This window comes from Ancylomarina sp. (assembly GCF_041555295.1).
In the GTDB taxonomy this organism is placed as follows: Bacteria; Bacteroidota; Bacteroidia; order Bacteroidales; family Marinifilaceae; genus Ancylomarina.
The window spans coordinates 16,478-33,746 of sequence record NZ_JBFFKR010000012.1 but is presented as its reverse complement, the minus strand read 5'-3'; the positions used below and the strand labels follow the sequence as shown (position 1 = coordinate 33,746).

19 protein-coding genes and 1 pseudogene are annotated in these 17,269 nt (G+C 33.8%); 11 read left to right on the top strand and 9 right to left on the bottom strand.

Annotation, left to right across the window (positions count from 1 at the left end; all coding sequences use genetic code 11):
- Positions 1-419 precede the first annotated feature (419 nt).
- Positions 420-668, top strand: coding sequence for a DNA-binding protein (locus ABY905_RS02275; RefSeq protein WP_372640018.1), 249 nt, complete (start codon positions 420-422; stop codon positions 666-668).
- Between the two features lie 79 nt (positions 669-747).
- On the opposite strand, the gene ABY905_RS02270 is transcribed toward ABY905_RS02275, so the two are convergent.
- From ABY905_RS02270 to ABY905_RS02260, 3 genes are all read right to left on the bottom strand, one after another.
- On the bottom strand, positions 748-1,068 hold the full coding sequence (locus tag ABY905_RS02270) for a multidrug efflux SMR transporter (protein WP_372640016.1): 321 nt from the start codon (positions 1,066-1,068) through the stop codon (positions 748-750).
- A 76-nt stretch (positions 1,069-1,144) separates the two neighbouring features.
- The gene (locus tag ABY905_RS02265; RefSeq protein WP_372640014.1) at positions 1,145-1,366 is read right to left on the bottom strand and encodes a hypothetical protein; all 222 of its coding nucleotides are present in this window, start codon (positions 1,364-1,366) and stop codon (positions 1,145-1,147) included.
- Positions 1,367-1,419: 53 nt separating this feature from the next.
- Positions 1,420-1,572 carry a hypothetical protein gene (locus tag ABY905_RS02260; protein WP_372640012.1) on the bottom strand — a complete coding sequence of 51 codons (153 nt, stop codon included), beginning with the start codon at positions 1,570-1,572 and terminating at the stop codon, positions 1,420-1,422.
- Positions 1,573-1,847: 275 nt separating this feature from the next.
- Between ABY905_RS02260 and ABY905_RS02255 the strand changes: the two genes are divergently transcribed.
- From ABY905_RS02255 to ABY905_RS02240, 4 genes and pseudogenes are all read left to right on the top strand, one after another.
- On the top strand, positions 1,848-2,294 hold the full coding sequence (locus ABY905_RS02255) for a MarR family winged helix-turn-helix transcriptional regulator (RefSeq protein ID WP_372640010.1): 447 nt from the start codon (positions 1,848-1,850) through the stop codon (positions 2,292-2,294).
- A gap of 5 nt (positions 2,295-2,299) precedes the next feature.
- Positions 2,300-2,803 (top strand): hypothetical protein, encoded by a 504-nt coding sequence (locus ABY905_RS02250; RefSeq protein WP_372640008.1) that lies wholly within the window; start codon positions 2,300-2,302, stop codon positions 2,801-2,803.
- Between the two features lie 78 nt (positions 2,804-2,881).
- Entirely contained in the window at positions 2,882-3,529 is a 648-nt protein-coding gene (locus tag ABY905_RS02245; RefSeq protein ID WP_372640006.1) for an ion channel, read from the top strand.
- Positions 3,530-3,576: 47 nt separating this feature from the next.
- A pseudogene (locus ABY905_RS02240) lies at positions 3,577-3,693 on the top strand (inner membrane CreD family protein); the annotation flags it as partial.
- 16 nt (positions 3,694-3,709) lie between these two features.
- Here the strand turns inward: ABY905_RS02240 and ABY905_RS02235 are convergent.
- From ABY905_RS02235 to ABY905_RS02225, 3 genes are all read right to left on the bottom strand, one after another.
- Positions 3,710-4,282, bottom strand: a complete 573-nt coding sequence (locus ABY905_RS02235) for a pentapeptide repeat-containing protein (protein WP_372640004.1) — start codon at positions 4,280-4,282, stop codon at positions 3,710-3,712.
- Positions 4,283-4,394: 112 nt separating this feature from the next.
- On the bottom strand, positions 4,395-5,054 hold the full coding sequence (locus ABY905_RS02230; protein WP_372640001.1) for a redox-sensing transcriptional repressor Rex: 660 nt from the start codon (positions 5,052-5,054) through the stop codon (positions 4,395-4,397).
- A 402-nt stretch (positions 5,055-5,456) separates the two neighbouring features.
- Positions 5,457-6,743, bottom strand: coding sequence for a folylpolyglutamate synthase/dihydrofolate synthase family protein (locus ABY905_RS02225; RefSeq protein WP_372639999.1), 1,287 nt, complete (start codon positions 6,741-6,743; stop codon positions 5,457-5,459).
- Positions 6,744-6,958: 215 nt separating this feature from the next.
- On the opposite strand from ABY905_RS02225, the gene ABY905_RS02220 reads away from it, so the two are divergent.
- The 6 genes from ABY905_RS02220 to ABY905_RS02195 all read left to right on the top strand — a co-directional run bounded on the left by ABY905_RS02220 (position 6,959) and on the right by ABY905_RS02195 (position 13,657).
- The gene (locus tag ABY905_RS02220; protein ID WP_372639997.1) at positions 6,959-8,290 is read left to right on the top strand and encodes a PhoH family protein; all 1,332 of its coding nucleotides are present in this window, start codon (positions 6,959-6,961) and stop codon (positions 8,288-8,290) included.
- 100 nt (positions 8,291-8,390) lie between these two features.
- Complete coding sequence (locus ABY905_RS02215; protein ID WP_372639995.1) at positions 8,391-9,293, top strand: hypothetical protein; 903 nt, start codon at positions 8,391-8,393, stop codon at positions 9,291-9,293.
- 226 nt (positions 9,294-9,519) lie between these two features.
- On the top strand, positions 9,520-10,848 hold the full coding sequence (mtaB, locus tag ABY905_RS02210; RefSeq protein ID WP_372639993.1) for a tRNA (N(6)-L-threonylcarbamoyladenosine(37)-C(2))-methylthiotransferase MtaB: 1,329 nt from the start codon (positions 9,520-9,522) through the stop codon (positions 10,846-10,848).
- A gap of 25 nt (positions 10,849-10,873) precedes the next feature.
- Positions 10,874-11,671: an inositol monophosphatase family protein gene (locus ABY905_RS02205; protein ID WP_372639991.1), complete on the top strand. Its 798-nt coding sequence runs from the start codon at positions 10,874-10,876 to the stop codon at positions 11,669-11,671.
- Positions 11,672-11,675: 4 nt separating this feature from the next.
- Positions 11,676-12,578, top strand: a complete 903-nt coding sequence (locus tag ABY905_RS02200; protein ID WP_372640020.1) for a lysophospholipid acyltransferase family protein — start codon at positions 11,676-11,678, stop codon at positions 12,576-12,578.
- Positions 12,579-12,634: 56 nt separating this feature from the next.
- Entirely contained in the window at positions 12,635-13,657 is a 1,023-nt protein-coding gene (locus ABY905_RS02195) for a glycosyltransferase family 2 protein (protein WP_372639989.1), read from the top strand.
- A gap of 9 nt (positions 13,658-13,666) precedes the next feature.
- Here the strand turns inward: ABY905_RS02195 and sugE are convergent, their stop codons facing one another.
- From sugE to gldJ, 3 genes are all read right to left on the bottom strand, one after another.
- Positions 13,667-13,990, bottom strand: a complete 324-nt coding sequence (sugE, locus tag ABY905_RS02190) for a quaternary ammonium compound efflux SMR transporter SugE (RefSeq protein WP_372639987.1) — start codon at positions 13,988-13,990, stop codon at positions 13,667-13,669.
- Between the two features lie 3 nt (positions 13,991-13,993).
- Positions 13,994-15,283, bottom strand: a complete 1,290-nt coding sequence (murF, locus tag ABY905_RS02185) for a UDP-N-acetylmuramoyl-tripeptide--D-alanyl-D-alanine ligase (RefSeq protein ID WP_372639985.1) — start codon at positions 15,281-15,283, stop codon at positions 13,994-13,996.
- Positions 15,284-15,384: 101 nt separating this feature from the next.
- Positions 15,385-16,896 (bottom strand): gliding motility lipoprotein GldJ, encoded by a 1,512-nt coding sequence (gene gldJ, locus ABY905_RS02180; protein WP_372639983.1) that lies wholly within the window; start codon positions 16,894-16,896, stop codon positions 15,385-15,387.
- Positions 16,897-17,269: the final 373 nt, after the last annotated feature.

The window sequence follows — 17,269 nt, the reverse complement described above, 5'->3', positions numbered from 1 at the left end:
GGCTAATAATGATTTTTTCTTCACAATATCTTCTGTCTCTAGAAAATTAGTCCTTTTTAAAGCCTTCTAATATCCAATCTATAATTATTTCTTGTCTAAATTAGAATGAGGCATAACGCACCTAAGATACAAACAGCTTTACCAAAAATCAGATAGATCTGATTTAAATAGAGGAAATCTTAGTTAATGAAAAAACCATATCAAATTAAGACATCTTTTTTTAAGGAAAATTTTAAAACCAGATAAAACTTAGAACGTAGAAGAACAAGAGCAGAGAACAAAAAACTGAGCATGTAATATCCGAAAAGGATTCATTTCCAGATCGATTTATGCTTAGATAACTTTCAATTAAAAAATACTTTCGCTAAATTTAGAGAGCTAAGCGAATTTTAATCCTTTATAAATAAAACTTATAGCATATGACTAAGACAATCACGTTTAATGAACTTAGAAGCATCAAGGATCGCTTGCCTGAAGGCAGCATGAGAAAAATCTCTGAAGAATTAAATCTTAATGTAGAAACTGTCCGAAATTATTTTGGAGGTGTAAACTACAGAGAAGGTAAAAGTATAGGAGTTCATGTTGAACAAGGGCCAAACGGTGGTGTTGTAGAACTTGATGACACAACAATTCTCGAATGCGCATTTCGTATTCTTGACGAAGCTTAAAAATTTTCAAAACCCAGAAATCAAATACCTATTGCTCCCCGCCTATCAGCGGGGATTTTTTTTATAATCAAATATTGGTTTAATGCGCCGAAACTAGTTTCAAGCCGATAATAGAAACAATCAGTAAAAAAATGAAAAATAGCTTAAGAACTTCTACAGATTCTTTAAAAAAGAAAATACCTATCAATACAGTTCCAACAGCTCCTATTCCTGTCCAAACTGCATAAGCTGTTCCTAGAGGTATCGTTTTAATAATTCGATTAAGTAGAATGAAGCTAGTCGCCGAGAAAAGGAAGAATCCCAATGAAGGCATCAACTTTGTGAAGCCATCTGACATCTTAAGGCAGGTCGTAAAACCAACTTCAAGCAATCCTGCTAACACTAATAAAGTCCAATTCATATTTTCCGTATTAAGTTTACAGATGCAAATAAACGGGTATAACAGAAAAAAGAAATTGATCTATGTCAAGAAATAATTATTTAGATTTTAGATGCTCTGCACGAAGTCTACTGAGTGTTTCGGGACTAATTCCGAGAAAAGAAGCGATATGGATCGCTTTTACCTTCAAATCGATATCAGGAACGTAAGAAAGTAGTCTTACATACTTTTCCTTTGCCGGCATAAACATAAAGAACTTGTAGAACTCTAGCTGACCAGACATCTCCTTTTCAAGCCATAATCTGGCAAAGCGTTCCATTTGGGGAAATTCATCAAATAACTTCAGAAAATCATCAGTCGGAATCTCAATAATTACAGAATCGCTACAGCCTCGAGGGTCTCAACTCCAGGTTTCTTAAATGAAAAACCATCACAAGAAGGTAAAACCTGATTTTCAACTTCAAGCCAAGTGGTAACCTCTTTGCCATCATAGTTGGCAAAAAAACGAACACATCCTGAACTCAAATATCTGAAATAGCGAGAATACTGTCCTTCCTGACTTATAATTGATTCTGAAGGGTAATACTTTAAATGCGCAATATCCTAAATACGAGACTTCAAGGCTTCATCAACAATAATATAACTAGCTATAAAATTGAAGAGTGATTCTAATTCTTTCATTATAAGCTTTATTTTAATCAAAAAAATAATTAGAAAAACATCAATAACACTTAATACTTCCTAATAATGCTTGTCATGACAAGTTAATAATTATATTTGTCATGACAAATACATAAACAATGAGCAAAGTAAACTTAGAAAAATCGGTAAACCATCATATTGCAATCAGTGCAATCATGATAAAGCGAGTCTTCTTTAAAATATTGAGTGATAACGAACATGATATAACGCCTGAGCAATGGAATATCTTATATCACTTGAACGAATCTAATGGTATGACAATTGGCAAACTAAGTGAACTCACTTACAAGGATTTTGCTAATATGAGCCGAATAAGTCAAAAGCTTGAGGCAGCAGGTTTTATTGAAAAAAAGAGAGATGAAAAAGATAAGAGAATATTCAAGCTATTCATTACCAAAAAAGGGCAAAAATTAAACAAGCAACTTCACCAATGTGCCTGCAAGTCCACAAATATTGCTATTGAAGGAATTGACAACAAAACGAGAGAGTTAATGGTTAATAATCTCAAGCAAATTATTACTAATACAGAACAATTCTTAAAATAGGAAACATGAATAATTTATCATTAACACAAAAAAAGTGGTTGAAATCCATACATCTACTAACAGTGGGGATATGGGTAACAACCGGATTAACGATGTTTCTTTTACACTTTATGCGCAGCGAAATACAAACTGGAGATCATCTACATTTAATGAATAAAATCATCCATTTTATTGATATGAAGATTCTGGTTCTAGCAGCAATTTTGAGTTTACTAACTGGATGGGCCTATTCACAATTCACGAAATGGGGCTACTTTAAGCATGGCTGGATGATATTCAAGTGGATAACTACCTTATTAATAATCATAATTGGAACGATATTATCTGGTCCCTGGATTAGCAAAATGGTAAGAATATCTGGAGAACTTAGTATGGATGCATTAAATAATGCAGAATATCAATGGTTTGATAAAAATCAGACTTTAATGGGAATTTGCATGAATGGCACCTTAATTATCACCATTTTTATATCTGTATTCAAACCTAAGAAGTCAAAAATAGTTTCGTAAAAAGCATATTTAAATCATTCAAAAGAATAATTAATAACTTCCCAGTTAATTTTAATATTCTCTATTAGCAAGATAAATATGAAAAAAATCTTAACGCGAATTCCCAGAGGAACTTACCTTTTAATAAGTATACTCCTATTCATATTTGTATTACCAGTGGTCATTGATGATTCACATAAAGATCTAGTTTATGCCAGTTTCTATTCTATTATTCTTCTTTCAATATCATCAATTATAGGAGAAAAGAAAGTTTGGGCTCTTATAACAATACTTTGTGCCGTATGCTCAATATGGTTAATGTACTTTATTGATGAAAAGTCGATAAAATATATTGCGTTTTCATTCTCAATCCTAATCTTTACTGCCACAGTAATTACCATGATTAGCCAAATCATTAAAAAGAAAGATGTTGATGGTCATCTCATTATTGAAACAATTAATGGATATCTTCTCATCGGCGTCATAATTAGTTTCATTAACTCAACTGTACTATGGCACAATAATCAAGCCATTACATTTCCTGAAAAAATTGGTCTTACAGACATCGGAGACATTGTCTATTATTCATTCGTCAGTATGACCACAATAGGCTTTGGAGAGATTGTACCTCAAAGTCAAATTGCCAAATCTATAAGTATTTTTTCTGGTATTGTAGGTCAATTTTATTTAGCAATCATCATGGCACTCATTATCGGGAAACTCCTCAACAGTAAACACAGAAGTTAAGACAAATCAATATTACAAGTATTTATGGATTCTAATTCGTAACACTTCAAATGGCAGATTATGCGCTCTTGATGGGAAGTATTGGATTAACCTTAGCACTAGCTGCAACAGTGTATTTTACCCATAATATCAGTTGGTACGAGATTAATTTTGATTCAAAATAGGAATCGGGGCAAACTATTAAATTATCTTTATATCATACTTTCCAAGCAAACCAATGACATCTGGCATCGAAAATTTCGCTTTCTTAATTTTGTTTATTTCAGGGTCGATTGAATAGGCATGGGATGTTCTAAAATCTGCTTTTTCGAGAATTGTATTTTCAAACATGGCACCATTCATATCACAATCATCAAATAAAGCTGCAGACAAATCCGTTTCGATAAAATCAACTTCTTGCAGACTGCACTTTTTAAATTGAGTCGCCTTCATTTTTAATTTATAAAAAGAGGCCAGATTTAGATAAGAAGATTCAAAATTGAGAGACAAGAGAAATGGATTACAATCATTGAAATTAACCCCTAGTAGTTTGCAATTGCAAAATTTCACGTCTTTTAAAGACGTATTGTTCAATTTTGCCATACTAAAATCACAATTTTCAAACTCACATTCCACAAAATTAACATTGGTTAAACTAATGCCTGCAAAGTTGCAATCGATAAATTTACAATCTTCATACTCCCCCTTAGTAAATCCTAGCTCACTAAAATTTTCCTTCTCAAAAACTTGATTCTCTAAATATGTCTCCCTCATCCTGTATAGTACGATAGTCGTAATTCTTTGATTCTTCTAAACCACGAATTTAAACAAAAAGAGGCAAAACGATTAAACGAATTGCCTCTATTATATTTTATCAAGTTTAAACTTAGATTGCTTTTTCTTTGTCGGTGTGAATCTTATTAAAGATGATTGCTAAATTAGCATAAAGCGATGTATTTTGAACGACAATATCACCTGGTACCTTAATTCTTGCTGGTGTAAAATTCCAAATAGCTTTCACTCCCCAAGCAACCATTAAATCAGCTACTGATTGTGCATATTCTGCAGGTACTGTAATAATTCCGATAATCGCTTTTATTTCTTGAGCCAGATCACGGAATTGATCAATATGATAAACGCCAATGTCATTTATTTTCTTACCAACGATAAGTGGATTCACATCAAATGCAGCTACAATATCTAGCCCAAAATTCTCCAAACCATCATCATGTAAAAGTGCTGATCCTAATGAACCTGCTCCTACCAAGAAAGCCTGATCCATAACGGTAAAGCCTAAGAAGTTAGAAAGAATTTCGACCATAGCCTTAACCTCATAACCAACTCGAGTTTTACCCACAATACTTGTGTAAGATAAATCTTTTGTCACCTGAGTTGGATCAATATTCATATAGTTGGCAATCTGAGTAGAAGAAACAAACTCTTGACCTTTCTTCATTAATCCTTCAGAAAAGGATAAATAAGCAGGCATTCTTCTCAAAGAAGGCTCAGGAACTGCGGATACTACTTTTTTTGAATTTTGAACCATAGCTATTTCTTTAATACATCTTAAATAAGAAATGATAAATGTCAGATTTTGACCAATCTGATAAAACACAGTACAAATTCACTATAAATGAATACTATAATAAAGTAGAAAATAGATACTGTATATGAGATTAATAAATCACCCACCAAGAACAAAAATAAGCGATTTTTCATTAAAGAAAAAAATCAACATTAATTTAGTCTCAGTACAAATTAAAACTTAGCACCAAACGGGTAAACATTGAAGTGTCAACAAAGAGAAATCATCAGATATCTAGACTTTTACATATCTTGTTTTTTTTTGAAATCACATTATCAAAAAATAATATTTCATGCAATTTATATTTACTTTCAATAACCTATAAATCAGTTTATAGCGATTGAAGCCTATTTATTAAGAAATCTAGACAACTTCAGCCACAACAAAAGTGCTTCCACCTACAAAGATCAAATCATTATCACCTACTCCTTTTTTGGCTACATTAAGCGCATCTGATACAGTTTTATAAGTTTTACCTCTTAATTGGAACTTCTCCGCTTTCTCTTTTAGAATCTCCTCGTTTAATGCTCTAGGAATAGAAGCCTTTGTAAAATAGTAAGTCGCATTTTTTGGCAACAAACTCAAGATTTCATCTATCTCTTTATCATCAACCATACCAATTACCATATGAAGATTTTCAAATTGAAGAGAATTAAGTTGTTTTAATATTTCAGAAACACCTGCAACATTATGTCCCGTATCACAGATAATTCTAGGATTATTGCATAAACGTTGCCAACGACCTAAAAGTGAGGTTTGTTCTACAATCCTCGATATGCCATCTTTAATAGTCTCTTCGCTCAGATTAAATCCAATCTGATTCAATTGACTTAGAGCAACAAGTGCAGTTCTGATATTCTTCACTTGATATACACCAAGCAAGTCAGAGTTTAAAGAAATCTCCTTTTCTGAATTCACTCCTTTAAACACGAGATGACGATAATTTTCATGCAAATCGGCATTCACGACTTCAAATTCATCTTCTGCAAATAGAATGGGTGCAGATAAAGATTTTGCTCTATCGATAAAAACGTCTTGAGACTGATCCTGTTTTTCACCAATAATAACAGGAATCTCATTTTTGATAATACCCGCTTTCTCTCCTGCAATAACAGGTATCGAATTCCCCAATAAGCTTGTGTGGTCAAAACTAATGTTCGTGATCACAGTTAAAATTGGATCAATAATATTTGTAGAATCCAATCGTCCACCTAATCCTACTTCGATAACAGCAATATCAACTTTTTCTTTTGCAAAGTAATCAAAAGCCAAAGCAACTGTCATCTCAAAAAATGATGGTAACAATTCTTCAAACTTATGCTTATGTGAAGCTACAAAATCAACAACAGCATTTTCAGAAATCATCTCTCCATTAATCTTCACTCGCTCTCGAAAATCACGTAAGTGTGGAGAAGTATATAAACCAACCTTATAACCCGCCGATTGTAAAACAGAAGCTAAAGTATGAGAAACAGATCCCTTCCCATTTGTTCCAGCAACATGAATACATTTAAAATTCTGGTGAGGATGTTCAAAATAGGCATCGAGAGCTAAGGTCGTGTCTAAATTTGCCTTATAAGCAGCCTTCCCAGTTCTTTGAAACATAGGTAACTGATTGAACAGGTAGTTGATAGTTTCCTGATAATTCATAATTCTTCTTTTTTTGCTCTGCAAAGCAAAAAAAAAAATACTAAAAAATAAGATCTCAGCTTGATTTTTCTTCCTTTTTTGTTAATTTCAGTACTAATACTTAACATGATATTTCATATAAATATCAGCACACTAAACGATTCATTCGTTTCAAAAAATCTTCGCTATGATGTGAAACGATGGGTCGATCTACTAACCCTCTAATACCCGCGCATATGACCACAGAGAAAAAGATTTTTGTATTAGACACCAACGTTATTCTTCATGATTTTAATTCGATTTTTAAATTTGCTGAACACGATGTGCTTATTCCTATCACTGTTCTCGAAGAATTGGATAAATTCAAGAAAGGAAATGATTTGATTAATTTTCATGCACGCGAATTCACTCGAGAACTTGATAAATTATCTGGTGATGATCTTTTTAGTGATGGAGTCGCCTTAGGAAATGGGCGAGGTCGACTATTTATTGAAACTGGAAAAGCATTTTCCGAAAAGATGAAAGTTTCTTTTCAGGATAACATTCCTGATCATAGAATATTAGCAATCACTGAATTTGTTAATAATGATAATCCAGACAGAACGACAATTCTTGTATCCAAAGACATTAATCTGAGAATGAAAGCAAAATCCTTAGGCATTCCTGCTGAGGATTATAAAAATGATCAGGTTAAGGATGTTGACTACATGATAAATTTGGGCATTCAAACCATTTATGATTTTTCTGATGAGAAAATTGCTGAACTCTATCAGGGTGAAGAAGGCCTAACTGAAGATGATCTCAATTTAGATTACGAACTTGAAGGTCATCGATACTTTATTTTAAAGAATGACAATTCGAGTGCTTTGGCTCATTTTAATCCGCTTGATAAAAAAATCAAGCGTGTTGAGAAGCCTAGTGCTTATGGCATTTACCCTCGTAATGCAGAACAAACATTCTCCATTGATGCACTGCTTGACCCTAATATCAATTTGGTTGCTTTAACCGGAACTGCTGGAACAGGCAAAACATTATTAGCACTTGCTTCGGCTCTGCAACTTTCAGAGCAATTCGATCAAATCTACTTAGCACGACCTATCGTGGCTCTTGCTAATAAAGACTTAGGTTACCTACCAGGAGATGCAAGAGAAAAGGTAAGTCCTTATATGCAACCTCTTTTCGATAATCTAGCCGTAATTAAGAAAAAATTCAATATTCATAGCAAGCAATATCTTTATATAGATGAACTATTAAGAGATGAGAAACTTCAGATTACACCACTAGCTTATATAAGAGGTCGAAGTTTATCAAATGCCTTTTTCATTGTAGACGAGGCTCAGAATTTAACACCTCATGAAGTTAAAACAATTATTACACGAGCCGGAGAAGGAACTAAAATGGTTTTCACTGGGGATATCGAACAAATCGACTCGCCGTATCTTGATAAAAAATCGAATGGGCTCGCTTACCTTTCAGATAAAATGAAAGACCAGGATATTTTTGCACACATAAATCTTATAAAAGGAGAACGTAGTTTTCTAGCTGAATTGGCAAGTAAACTACTCTAACAAATTAATATTGGATAATTTAAAAAAATACTTTAATTTAAGTAGACAAACCGAAACAGTTTAAAACATGGTTTTAAACTGTTTCTTTAAGCTTAAGCTTATGAAGATTATAAAATTTGCCGCCATAGATATAGGTTCCAATGCCGTTCGATTGTTATTCACGAATGTTATTGAGAAAGATGGTGAATCATATTTAAGAAAATCTTCTCTTATACGGGTACCTATTCGTTTAGGAGCCGATACTTTTACAAGCAATGATATATCCGCTGAAAAAGAGGAGAAAATGGTTAAAACCATGATTGCATTTCGTAATCTCATGGATGTTCACGATATTGAATCTTATCGCGCTTGTGCAACCTCAGCTATGAGAGAAGCTGGGAATGGGCCTCAACTTATTCAACGAATTAAGAAAGAAGCTAACATTCAAATCGATTTGATCACCGGAAAAGAAGAAGCTAACATTATCTTTTCTAATAAACACACCACTTTTCTTGATCCCAAAAAGAATTACTTATATGTAGATGTTGGAGGAGGCAGCACCGAGATCACACTTTTCTCTGGTGGTATTGCTCACTTTTCATGTTCATTCGACGTAGGAACCATCAAAATCTTAAAGAACTGTGTTCCTCTTAACGAGTTTATTCGCATTAAAGAATGTTTACTTGATATCTGTTCATCAAAAGATAATATCGAACTGATTGGTTCGGGTGGAAATATCAATAAACTTTTTAAATACGCTAGCCCCAGAAAGGAACGCGTTCTTAGCTACCATGAACTAAAGGAAATCCATTCAATGTTCAGTAGTTTGTCTTACGATCAACTGATGATTAACTACGATATGAATCCAGATCGTGCTGATGTGATAATTCCTGCTGCTACTATTTTCCTTAGCATTATGGAATGGGCCAATTCCGATGTCATTCAAATACCTAAAATTGGAGTTTCTGATGGTATTATTCATCAACTCTATCAGGAGTACTCTAGCCCAAAAGCTATGGCATAGTAAATTCTTTTTTCTAATTTTGCTACAGATTCGTAAACAATGAACTATTTCATATACTGAGGTAGTTCTTTTTATTTATAAAAGACCATCATAATCCTGACTATCAGAAGAATTACAGGGGAATTGAGATTATCATCAGAGTTTGAACTTCACATCTAATTCTTATTTATTTAGACTCTGATGTTTGAACCTATTACCAATTTTTATCAGCAAAGGAGAAGAAAACATGTCGCAAGGAAAGAAAGTAGCCTTTTACACATTAGGCTGCAAATTAAATTTTTCAGAAACATCAACCATTGGTCGTTCATTTAAAGAGATGGGATTTGAAACGGTTAAAACAACTGAAAAAGCTGATATCTACGTTATCAATACCTGCTCTGTTACCGATCAGGCTGACAAAAAATGTCGACAAGCTATAAAAAAAATCATCAAGACAAATCCCATTGCTTTTGTGGTTGTTATAGGCTGTTACGCTCAACTAAAACCAAAAGAAATTTCAGAAATTCCTGGCGTTGACTTGGTTTTAGGCACTAATGAGAAATTCAACATACATAAATACATTGACCATCTAGAGAAGAAAGGCATTGGAGAAATGCATCCATGCGAAGTTGAATCGGTAAAAGATTTTCAAGCTTCTTACTCTATGGGAGACAGAACGCGTTGTTTCTTAAAAATTCAGGATGGCTGCAACTACTTTTGTACTTACTGTACGATTCCTTTTGCTCGTGGCGGAAGTCGAAATATGAGTATAGCTGATACGGTGAATGAAGCCGAAAAAGTAGCTGCACAAGGCGCCAAAGAAATCATTCTTACTGGAGTTAACATTGGTGATTTTGGGCAAAGTACGAATGAGAATTTTTTCGATTTGATTAAAGCTCTTGAGAAGGTTGATGGCATTGAACGTTTTCGAATTTCATCAATCGAACCTAATTTACTTAGTAATGAGATTATCGAATTTGTAGCTCAATCTAGTAAGTTTGTCAACCACTTTCATATTCCACTACAAGCTGGATCGAATCATGTGCTTAAATTGATGAAACGTCGCTACAATCGTGAACTCTTTGCTCAACGTATTGCTAAAATCAAAAAACTGACTCCAGATGCCTTTATTGGTGTTGACGTCATTGCAGGTAGTCGAGGTGAAAGAGATGAGGATTTCCTTGATGCTTATAATTTCATAAACGAACTGCCTATTTCACAGCTCCATGTATTCCCATATTCTGAACGACAAGGAACAAAAGCTCTTGAAATTAAAGAGGTGGTTAGTCATGAGGATAAAAAGAAAAGAGCTAAAATGTTTCAAATTCTATCAGAAAAAAAACTTAGAACTTTCTACCAGAGTTTTTTAGGAACAAATGCAAAAGTTTTATTTGAAGATCATAACAATAGTGGAATCATGTATGGTTTCACTGAAAATTATATTAAAGTTGAAATCGAATACAATCCAAATCTTAGCAATCGTATAGCTGAAGTTAGCCTATTAGAAATAAATGATAATGGAAACGTAAAAGTTAAACTTATCGATGAAAAAAGTTTTAAATTTAAACTTGCTTAAATTCTAACAAAAAGCCACACAGCTAATGATAGATCTGGAATCAATTTGCAGACAAACCAAGAAAATTGCCATTGAAGTTGGCGCTTTTATAAAAGAGCAACAAGATAAGATCAATGCTAGTGTTATTGAAAACAAAGGCACACATGACTTTGTAACCTTTGTTGATAAAACATCTGAAGCTAAAATCATTGAGGCATTGAAACCTCTTATTCCTAAGGCAGGATTTATTGCAGAAGAAGGCACTGAGACGACAACTGGAGAAAAATACAATTGGATTATCGACCCTTTGGATGGTACAACCAACTATATTCATGGTTTCTCACCTTTTGCAGTTAGTATCGCACTTAAAGGAGATGATAAAATCGTGCTTGGGGTTGTTTATGAAATAAGCTTAAACGAATGCTTTTATTCTTGGGATGGAGCTCCAGCTTATCTCAACAACAAAGTCATATCAGTTTCAAAAGCCAATACTCTTGAAACAAGTTTAGTTGGAACTGGCTTTCCATATCACAATTTCGAACAATTGGATAACTATCTAGAATTACTTAAATATTTATGTATTAATTCTCAAGGTGTTCGTCGTCCTGGCTCAGCAGCAACCGATCTAGCTTATGTAGCCTGTGGCCGTTTTGATGCTTTTTATGAATATGGCCTTCAATCCTGGGATGTTGCAGCGGGTGCATTTTTAGTACAACAAGCTGGTGGTAAGGTTTGTGATTTCCTTGGCGAAGATAATTACATTTTCGGGAAAGAAATAATAGCAAGTAATTCACTAAATTTCAGTGAAATCAAAAGTTGCATTCAGAAATTCATGTTAAAATAATAGCATCAAATCATTCAATACTAATTTTTATATGACTCGTTTTTTTTCATATTTGGCTTATGCCTTTTGTCGTTTCTTGAGCTTCCTTCCTCTTTGGGTATTATATATTTTCTCTGATTTTGTTTTTTTCATTATTTATAGAGTTATAGCCTACAGGAAGAAAGTCGTTAATCAAAATTTAAGAAATTCATTTCCTGAAAAATCATCTGAAGAAATAAGAAAAATACGAAAAGAATTCTATCATCATTTTTGCGATTTATTTATTGAAACTATTAAATTATGGAGTATTAGCCAAGAAGAAATACTGAAACGTTGCGTATGCAAAAATCCCGATTTTTATCTTCCATATAAGGATCAAGGCAAAAGTATTATTGCAATTACTGGTCATTACGGTAACTGGGAATGGTTAAGTTCTTTAGCAATCCACGTTGTCGGAGAGTTTCTTCCCATATACAAACCGTTGCATAACCAAGTTTTCGACAAAATGTATATCCAAATCAGAGAACGTTTGGGAGCGAAAACACTTGCAAAAAATGACACACTTCGCACAATGATCAGACATAAAAATCAGGGTCATTTTACTATCACAGCCTTTATTGGTGACCAAACACCTAACAGAGGAAATCTGCATTACTGGACAAATTTCCTGAATCAGGACACCCCTATTCTTCAAGGTGCTGAACGAATTGCTAAAAAACTTGATCAGGTCGTTGTTTACACAAAAATGACTAAGATCAAGCGTGGTTATTACGAATACGAGTTTATTCCAATTACGGATAAACCAAAGGAAACTGAAGAAAACGAAATAACAGAATTACATACTCGTATGCTCGAAGACATTATCAACGAAAACCCATCTTACTGGTTATGGACGCACAAGAGATGGAAACACAAACGAAATTCATAGATCAGGAATTTAGTTTATATTTAGCTCACAATTCACATCAAGTACAATACTAAGTCATGAATAAAATTGCAGTGGTTATCCTTAATTGGAATGGAAAGAAATTATTAGAACAGTTTCTTCCTTCTGTTACCCAGTTTTCAAAAAGAGAATGGGCAGAGGTTATTGTAGCTGATAACGCTTCCACTGATGATTCTATCTCCTTTTTAAAAAGTGAATATCCAAAGCTTAAAACCATTATTTTAGATAAAAACCATGGCTTTGCTGATGGTTACAATAAAGCTTTAGATCAACTTGATCATGACTATTTTGTTCTTTTGAATTCTGATGTTGAAGTGAGTGAAAACTGGCTTGATCCAATTTATGAATTATTCGAGAAGGAAGCTGATATTGTAGCAGCTCAACCAAAGATTAAAGCATTCAATAATAAGTCTGAATTTGAATATGCAGGTGCCTCAGGGGGTTATATCGATCATTTAGGCTATCCTTTTTGCCGTGGTCGAGTATTTGATACAATCGAACCTGATTCAGGGCAATACGATCAGCTTACGGATGTTATGTGGGCAAGTGGTGCCGCACTTTTTATCCGATCAGAAGTTTATAAAAAACTTGGAGGTCTTGATGCTGATTTCTTCGCTCATATGGAAGAAATTGACCTTTGTTGGAGAATTAAGAACAGAGGTTTTCGAATCGTTTGTCATCCAAAGAGTGTCGTATATCATGTTGGGGGTGCGACCCTGCCAAACCACAGTTCACGAAAACTACACCTGAATTTCAGGAATAATCTTTTTATGCTCTATAAAAACTTACCCTCCGAAAAACTTCTTACAACCCTATTATTAAGAATGATATTAGACGGCGTAGCAGGTATAAAATTTCTTCTTAGTCTCGAGTTCGACAATTTTAAGGCTTTATTAAAAGCCCACTACTCTTTTTATGCCAATTTAAGTAAGATGCGTGAAAAGAGAAGAATTTTAAATCCTTTAGTAACTAAAGAATTCCATAATGAAATTTATAATGGAAGTATTATTGCTGACTATTTTATACAAAGCAAAAAGAGATTCTCAGATCTAACTTTCTAATAAATATTTCTAACTAGCGGTAAATTTTAAGCCTATTATTGAGACCAGTAGTAGGAATAAAAAGAATATGCGAGCAAAATGGACACTCTCTCCGAATAAAACAATACCAAGTATAGCAGTTATAAAGGCACCTATTCCTGTCCAAACAGCATAAGCAGTTCCAACTGGCAAATTCTTAAGAGCTAAACCTAAAAAGTAAAGACTTATACCCATTGCAATAATCGTAAATACACTCGGCCATAAACGAGAAAAACCCTGTGTATATTTTAATCCTATCGCCCAGGCTGCTTCAAAAAGCCCTGCGATCAATAAATAAACCCAAGCTACATTCATATTTTATAATTTTTCAATCACTTTTTCAAGCTTAATTCCTCTTGATCCTTTAATTAGAATATACTTATCCTTTAGATTCAAATTGTCAAGGTAAATAATTAGATCATCAACTGTTTTGAAAGTTTCAAACGTGTATTGCGAAGACAATGTTGAAAAAATATCCCCAACTAATAATGTGTTAGAAAGTTCATTCTTACTGAGTAATTCTAACAAATCAAGATGCTCTTTTTCAGACTCATTTCCCAGTTCCAACATATCTCCTAAAATGAGAAATTTATTCTTCATTTTCATAGCTGCAAAATTTTCAATTGCAGCCGTCATACTCGTTGGGTTCGCATTATAAGCATCAAGAAACAGAACATTATTATCTGTTTTTTTTAGTTGAGATCGATTATTACTTGGTGTGTAAGCTTCTAAAGCATCTTTTATATCAATTTCATCAATTTTGAAATAACGACCTAAAGTAACAGCAGCTAAAACATTTTCGAAATTATAAGCTCCAATCAACTGTGTTTTAATATATAATTTCCCAATAGGAGAACGGAGTTCAATAATAAGTTTCGGCTCAGCTTGAAGAAAGCGAGCTTTAGAATAAGCCTCATCAGAATTGCCATAGAAAATTTTCTTCTGATTATTAAGCATCCCTAATAAATGATCATTTTCACAATTAACAAAGGCCTCTCCATCGTTAGCAGATAAGTAGTCGTATAGCTCCTTTTTCGTGTTTTTCACACCTTCAAAGGAACCAAAACCTTCCAGGTGAGCTTTACCTACATTTGTAATCAAACCATAATTAGGTTCGGCAATCTCACAAAGCATCTTTATCTCGCCAAGATGATTCGCTCCCATTTCAACAATCCCAAACTCTGTGTCAGAATTCATTGCTAAAAGAGTTAAGGGAACTCCAATATGATTATTGAAGTTGCCTTGAGTTGCTGTGGTTCTAAATTTCTTTTTCAAAACTTCATTAATCAACTCCTTCGTTGTTGTTTTCCCATTGGTTCCAGTTATAGCTAGAATCGGAATACCTAGCGCTCTCCGATGCTCTCTTGCTAAGTCTTGTAAACAAGCCAAAGCATCATCAACTAATATAAATCGATCATCAATTGCATACTCCTTTTCATCTACTATGGCATAAGAACATCCATTTTCAAGCGTGCTTAAAGCAAACTTATTACCATTAAAATTATCTCCCTTTAGAGCAACGAATATGGAATCTTTAACAACCTTTCTACTATCAGTAATGAGAATAGGAAAATTTTGGAATAGGGTATAAATCTTTGAAATATTCATAGAATAAGCTTGAAATTGAACTAGCGAATTTAAAAAAAAATACAAGAAAAAACCCCATCGTTTATCGCGATGGGGTAAATCTTATATAAGAATCATATAATCTATTTTCCTTCTACTGGAGATCCAACATGTGTCATTGCACATCGGAAGCCAATATCATCTCTAGAACTCTTTTGATCTAAGAAACGACGTGCACCCGGAGATAACCAGAATACTCTATCTTTCCATGAACCACCTTTATAAACACGAGATTCATCGTTAATCAACGTATTGTAAGTATTGTTGTCTGCGCCTTGAGCATTCAAATACATTAAAGAAGAACCTTTTGAACGAAGTTCATCATTTGTCCATTCTGTATCAGCAACAACACTTGAAGCCAAATCACCATCTCTATGGTTTCTATTATCGGCTGTTCTATAATTTACACGATTAACCAATTCCTCATCTTTTTGATCACGATAACGAACACGACCTAAACTATCTTTCTCAGCTATGTTACCTTCTTCATCAAGTAATGGTGTTTTGAAAACATTACCTCTATATGGATTGAACTCAGCAACATCATACGATGAAAGTGGACGATAGACATCTGCAACCCACTCATTTACATTACCAGCCATGCAAAATAAACCAAAATCATTTGGCCAATAAGATTCTACAGGCACTGTAATATCACCAGCATCATTAAGGGCACCAGCCGATCCCATAAAATCACCTTTCCCTCTCGAGAAGTTAGCCATCATCTCGCCCCGGTGCTTCTTAGAGTCGTTTCTAACCCAATGTCCATTCCATGGGAACATTTTTTTATCTCCAATGCGCTCATCAGTAGAGTTCCCAACAGTAGCTAAAGCCGCATATTCCCACTCAGCTTCAGTTGGAAGACGGTACTTAGGTAACAAAATCCCATCTGACCAACGTACACGACGTTCTTCATTATCAGGATTTAAATCTTTAAGATTGGTTCCAACAACCCCTTCGTATTGTCCCATCAAGTATGCTTGGGTATTAAAGTTATTCTCATTTCGTTGATCAGGGTTTTCTTTCAAAATACCCTTCTCTATTAGAATTCTTTCGTTTACACGATCGGTACGCCATTCGCAAAAATCAGAAGCTTGTTCCCAAGAAACACCCACAACTGGATACTCCGAATAAGCTTTATGACGTAAATAGTTATTTACGTAAGGCTCATTATAAGCTAGCTCAGATCTCCAAACCATCGTATCAGGTAATGCTTTTTTATAAACCTCAGGATAATCAACAAAAACACGCTTTGTCCAATGTAAATATTCTAAATAATTAACATTTTTAACCTCAGTCTTGTCAATATAAAAAGATGGAAGTGTTACACGACGTGGCATATTATTCCATTCGAACATAACATCATCCTGAGTACGTCCCAAAACAAAAGTTCCTCCTTCAATGAATACCAAACCTGGTCCAGTTTTCTGAATGTAACCCTTTTTGTATTCAAACCCTCCATTCTCAGGATCATTATAAGCCCAACCTGTAGCAGACGAACGTTCTTCCTTACCTACAAGATTCTTCACCTTAGAACAAGATGAAAAAAGCAATAAAGTAATTGCGAAAGCGGAAAATAATAAATTCGATTTCATATGATTAAATTTTCTTTTTACTTCAATTTTATCCCAGATAATGATGGGAATTAGTACAACTTTAAATATATAAATGGCCTACTCAAATTTAAAGATTCATTATCAACCTATTAAAATGATATGATATTCCTTTTAAATATCACAAATAAACCTCATCCGGTTAATGCCAATAAAGCATACAACCTTCATGCCTATTGAACAATGCGTTAGTGTAAAGTTCCAATTTACCAATTTTTTTCAACTAATTACAATTTGAGTAAAGGAAGTTCAAAATAGCTTCAAATTCTCCAATAGTTAAAGAAAACTAGTCTTTAATCAAAAAAAAGGCACTCTTCACCCAACAAATATAACTAAAAGTAAATAGAACTTATTG

Excerpts from the sequence above, each read along its gene's own strand:
- ABY905_RS02230 (WP_372640001.1), bottom strand. The coding sequence starts at position 5,054 with ATGGTTCAAAATTCAAAAAAAGTAGTATCCGCAGTTCCTGAGCCTTCT.
- ABY905_RS02235 (WP_372640004.1), bottom strand. The coding sequence starts at position 4,282 with ATGAGGGAGACATATTTAGAGAATCAAGTTTTTGAGAAGGAAAATTTT.
- mtaB (WP_372639993.1), top strand. The coding sequence starts at position 9,520 with ATGTCGCAAGGAAAGAAAGTAGCCTTTTACACATTAGGCTGCAAATTA.
- ABY905_RS02270 (WP_372640016.1), bottom strand. The coding sequence starts at position 1,068 with ATGAATTGGACTTTATTAGTGTTAGCAGGATTGCTTGAAGTTGGTTTT.
- ABY905_RS02245 (WP_372640006.1), top strand. The coding sequence starts at position 2,882 with ATGAAAAAAATCTTAACGCGAATTCCCAGAGGAACTTACCTTTTAATA.
- ABY905_RS02255 (WP_372640010.1), top strand. The coding sequence starts at position 1,848 with ATGAGCAAAGTAAACTTAGAAAAATCGGTAAACCATCATATTGCAATC.
- ABY905_RS02275 (WP_372640018.1), top strand. The coding sequence starts at position 420 with ATGACTAAGACAATCACGTTTAATGAACTTAGAAGCATCAAGGATCGC.
- ABY905_RS02220 (WP_372639997.1), top strand. The coding sequence starts at position 6,959 with ATGACCACAGAGAAAAAGATTTTTGTATTAGACACCAACGTTATTCTT.
- ABY905_RS02250 (WP_372640008.1), top strand. The coding sequence starts at position 2,300 with ATGAATAATTTATCATTAACACAAAAAAAGTGGTTGAAATCCATACAT.
- gldJ (WP_372639983.1), bottom strand. The coding sequence starts at position 16,896 with ATGAAATCGAATTTATTATTTTCCGCTTTCGCAATTACTTTATTGCTT.
- ABY905_RS02205 (WP_372639991.1), top strand. The coding sequence starts at position 10,874 with ATGATAGATCTGGAATCAATTTGCAGACAAACCAAGAAAATTGCCATT.
- ABY905_RS02225 (WP_372639999.1), bottom strand. The coding sequence starts at position 6,743 with ATGAATTATCAGGAAACTATCAACTACCTGTTCAATCAGTTACCTATG.
- ABY905_RS02265 (WP_372640014.1), bottom strand. The coding sequence starts at position 1,366 with ATGGAACGCTTTGCCAGATTATGGCTTGAAAAGGAGATGTCTGGTCAG.
- ABY905_RS02195 (WP_372639989.1), top strand. The coding sequence starts at position 12,635 with ATGAATAAAATTGCAGTGGTTATCCTTAATTGGAATGGAAAGAAATTA.
- murF (WP_372639985.1), bottom strand. The coding sequence starts at position 15,283 with ATGAATATTTCAAAGATTTATACCCTATTCCAAAATTTTCCTATTCTC.
- ABY905_RS02215 (WP_372639995.1), top strand. The coding sequence starts at position 8,391 with ATGAAGATTATAAAATTTGCCGCCATAGATATAGGTTCCAATGCCGTT.
- sugE (WP_372639987.1), bottom strand. The coding sequence starts at position 13,990 with ATGAATGTAGCTTGGGTTTATTTATTGATCGCAGGGCTTTTTGAAGCA.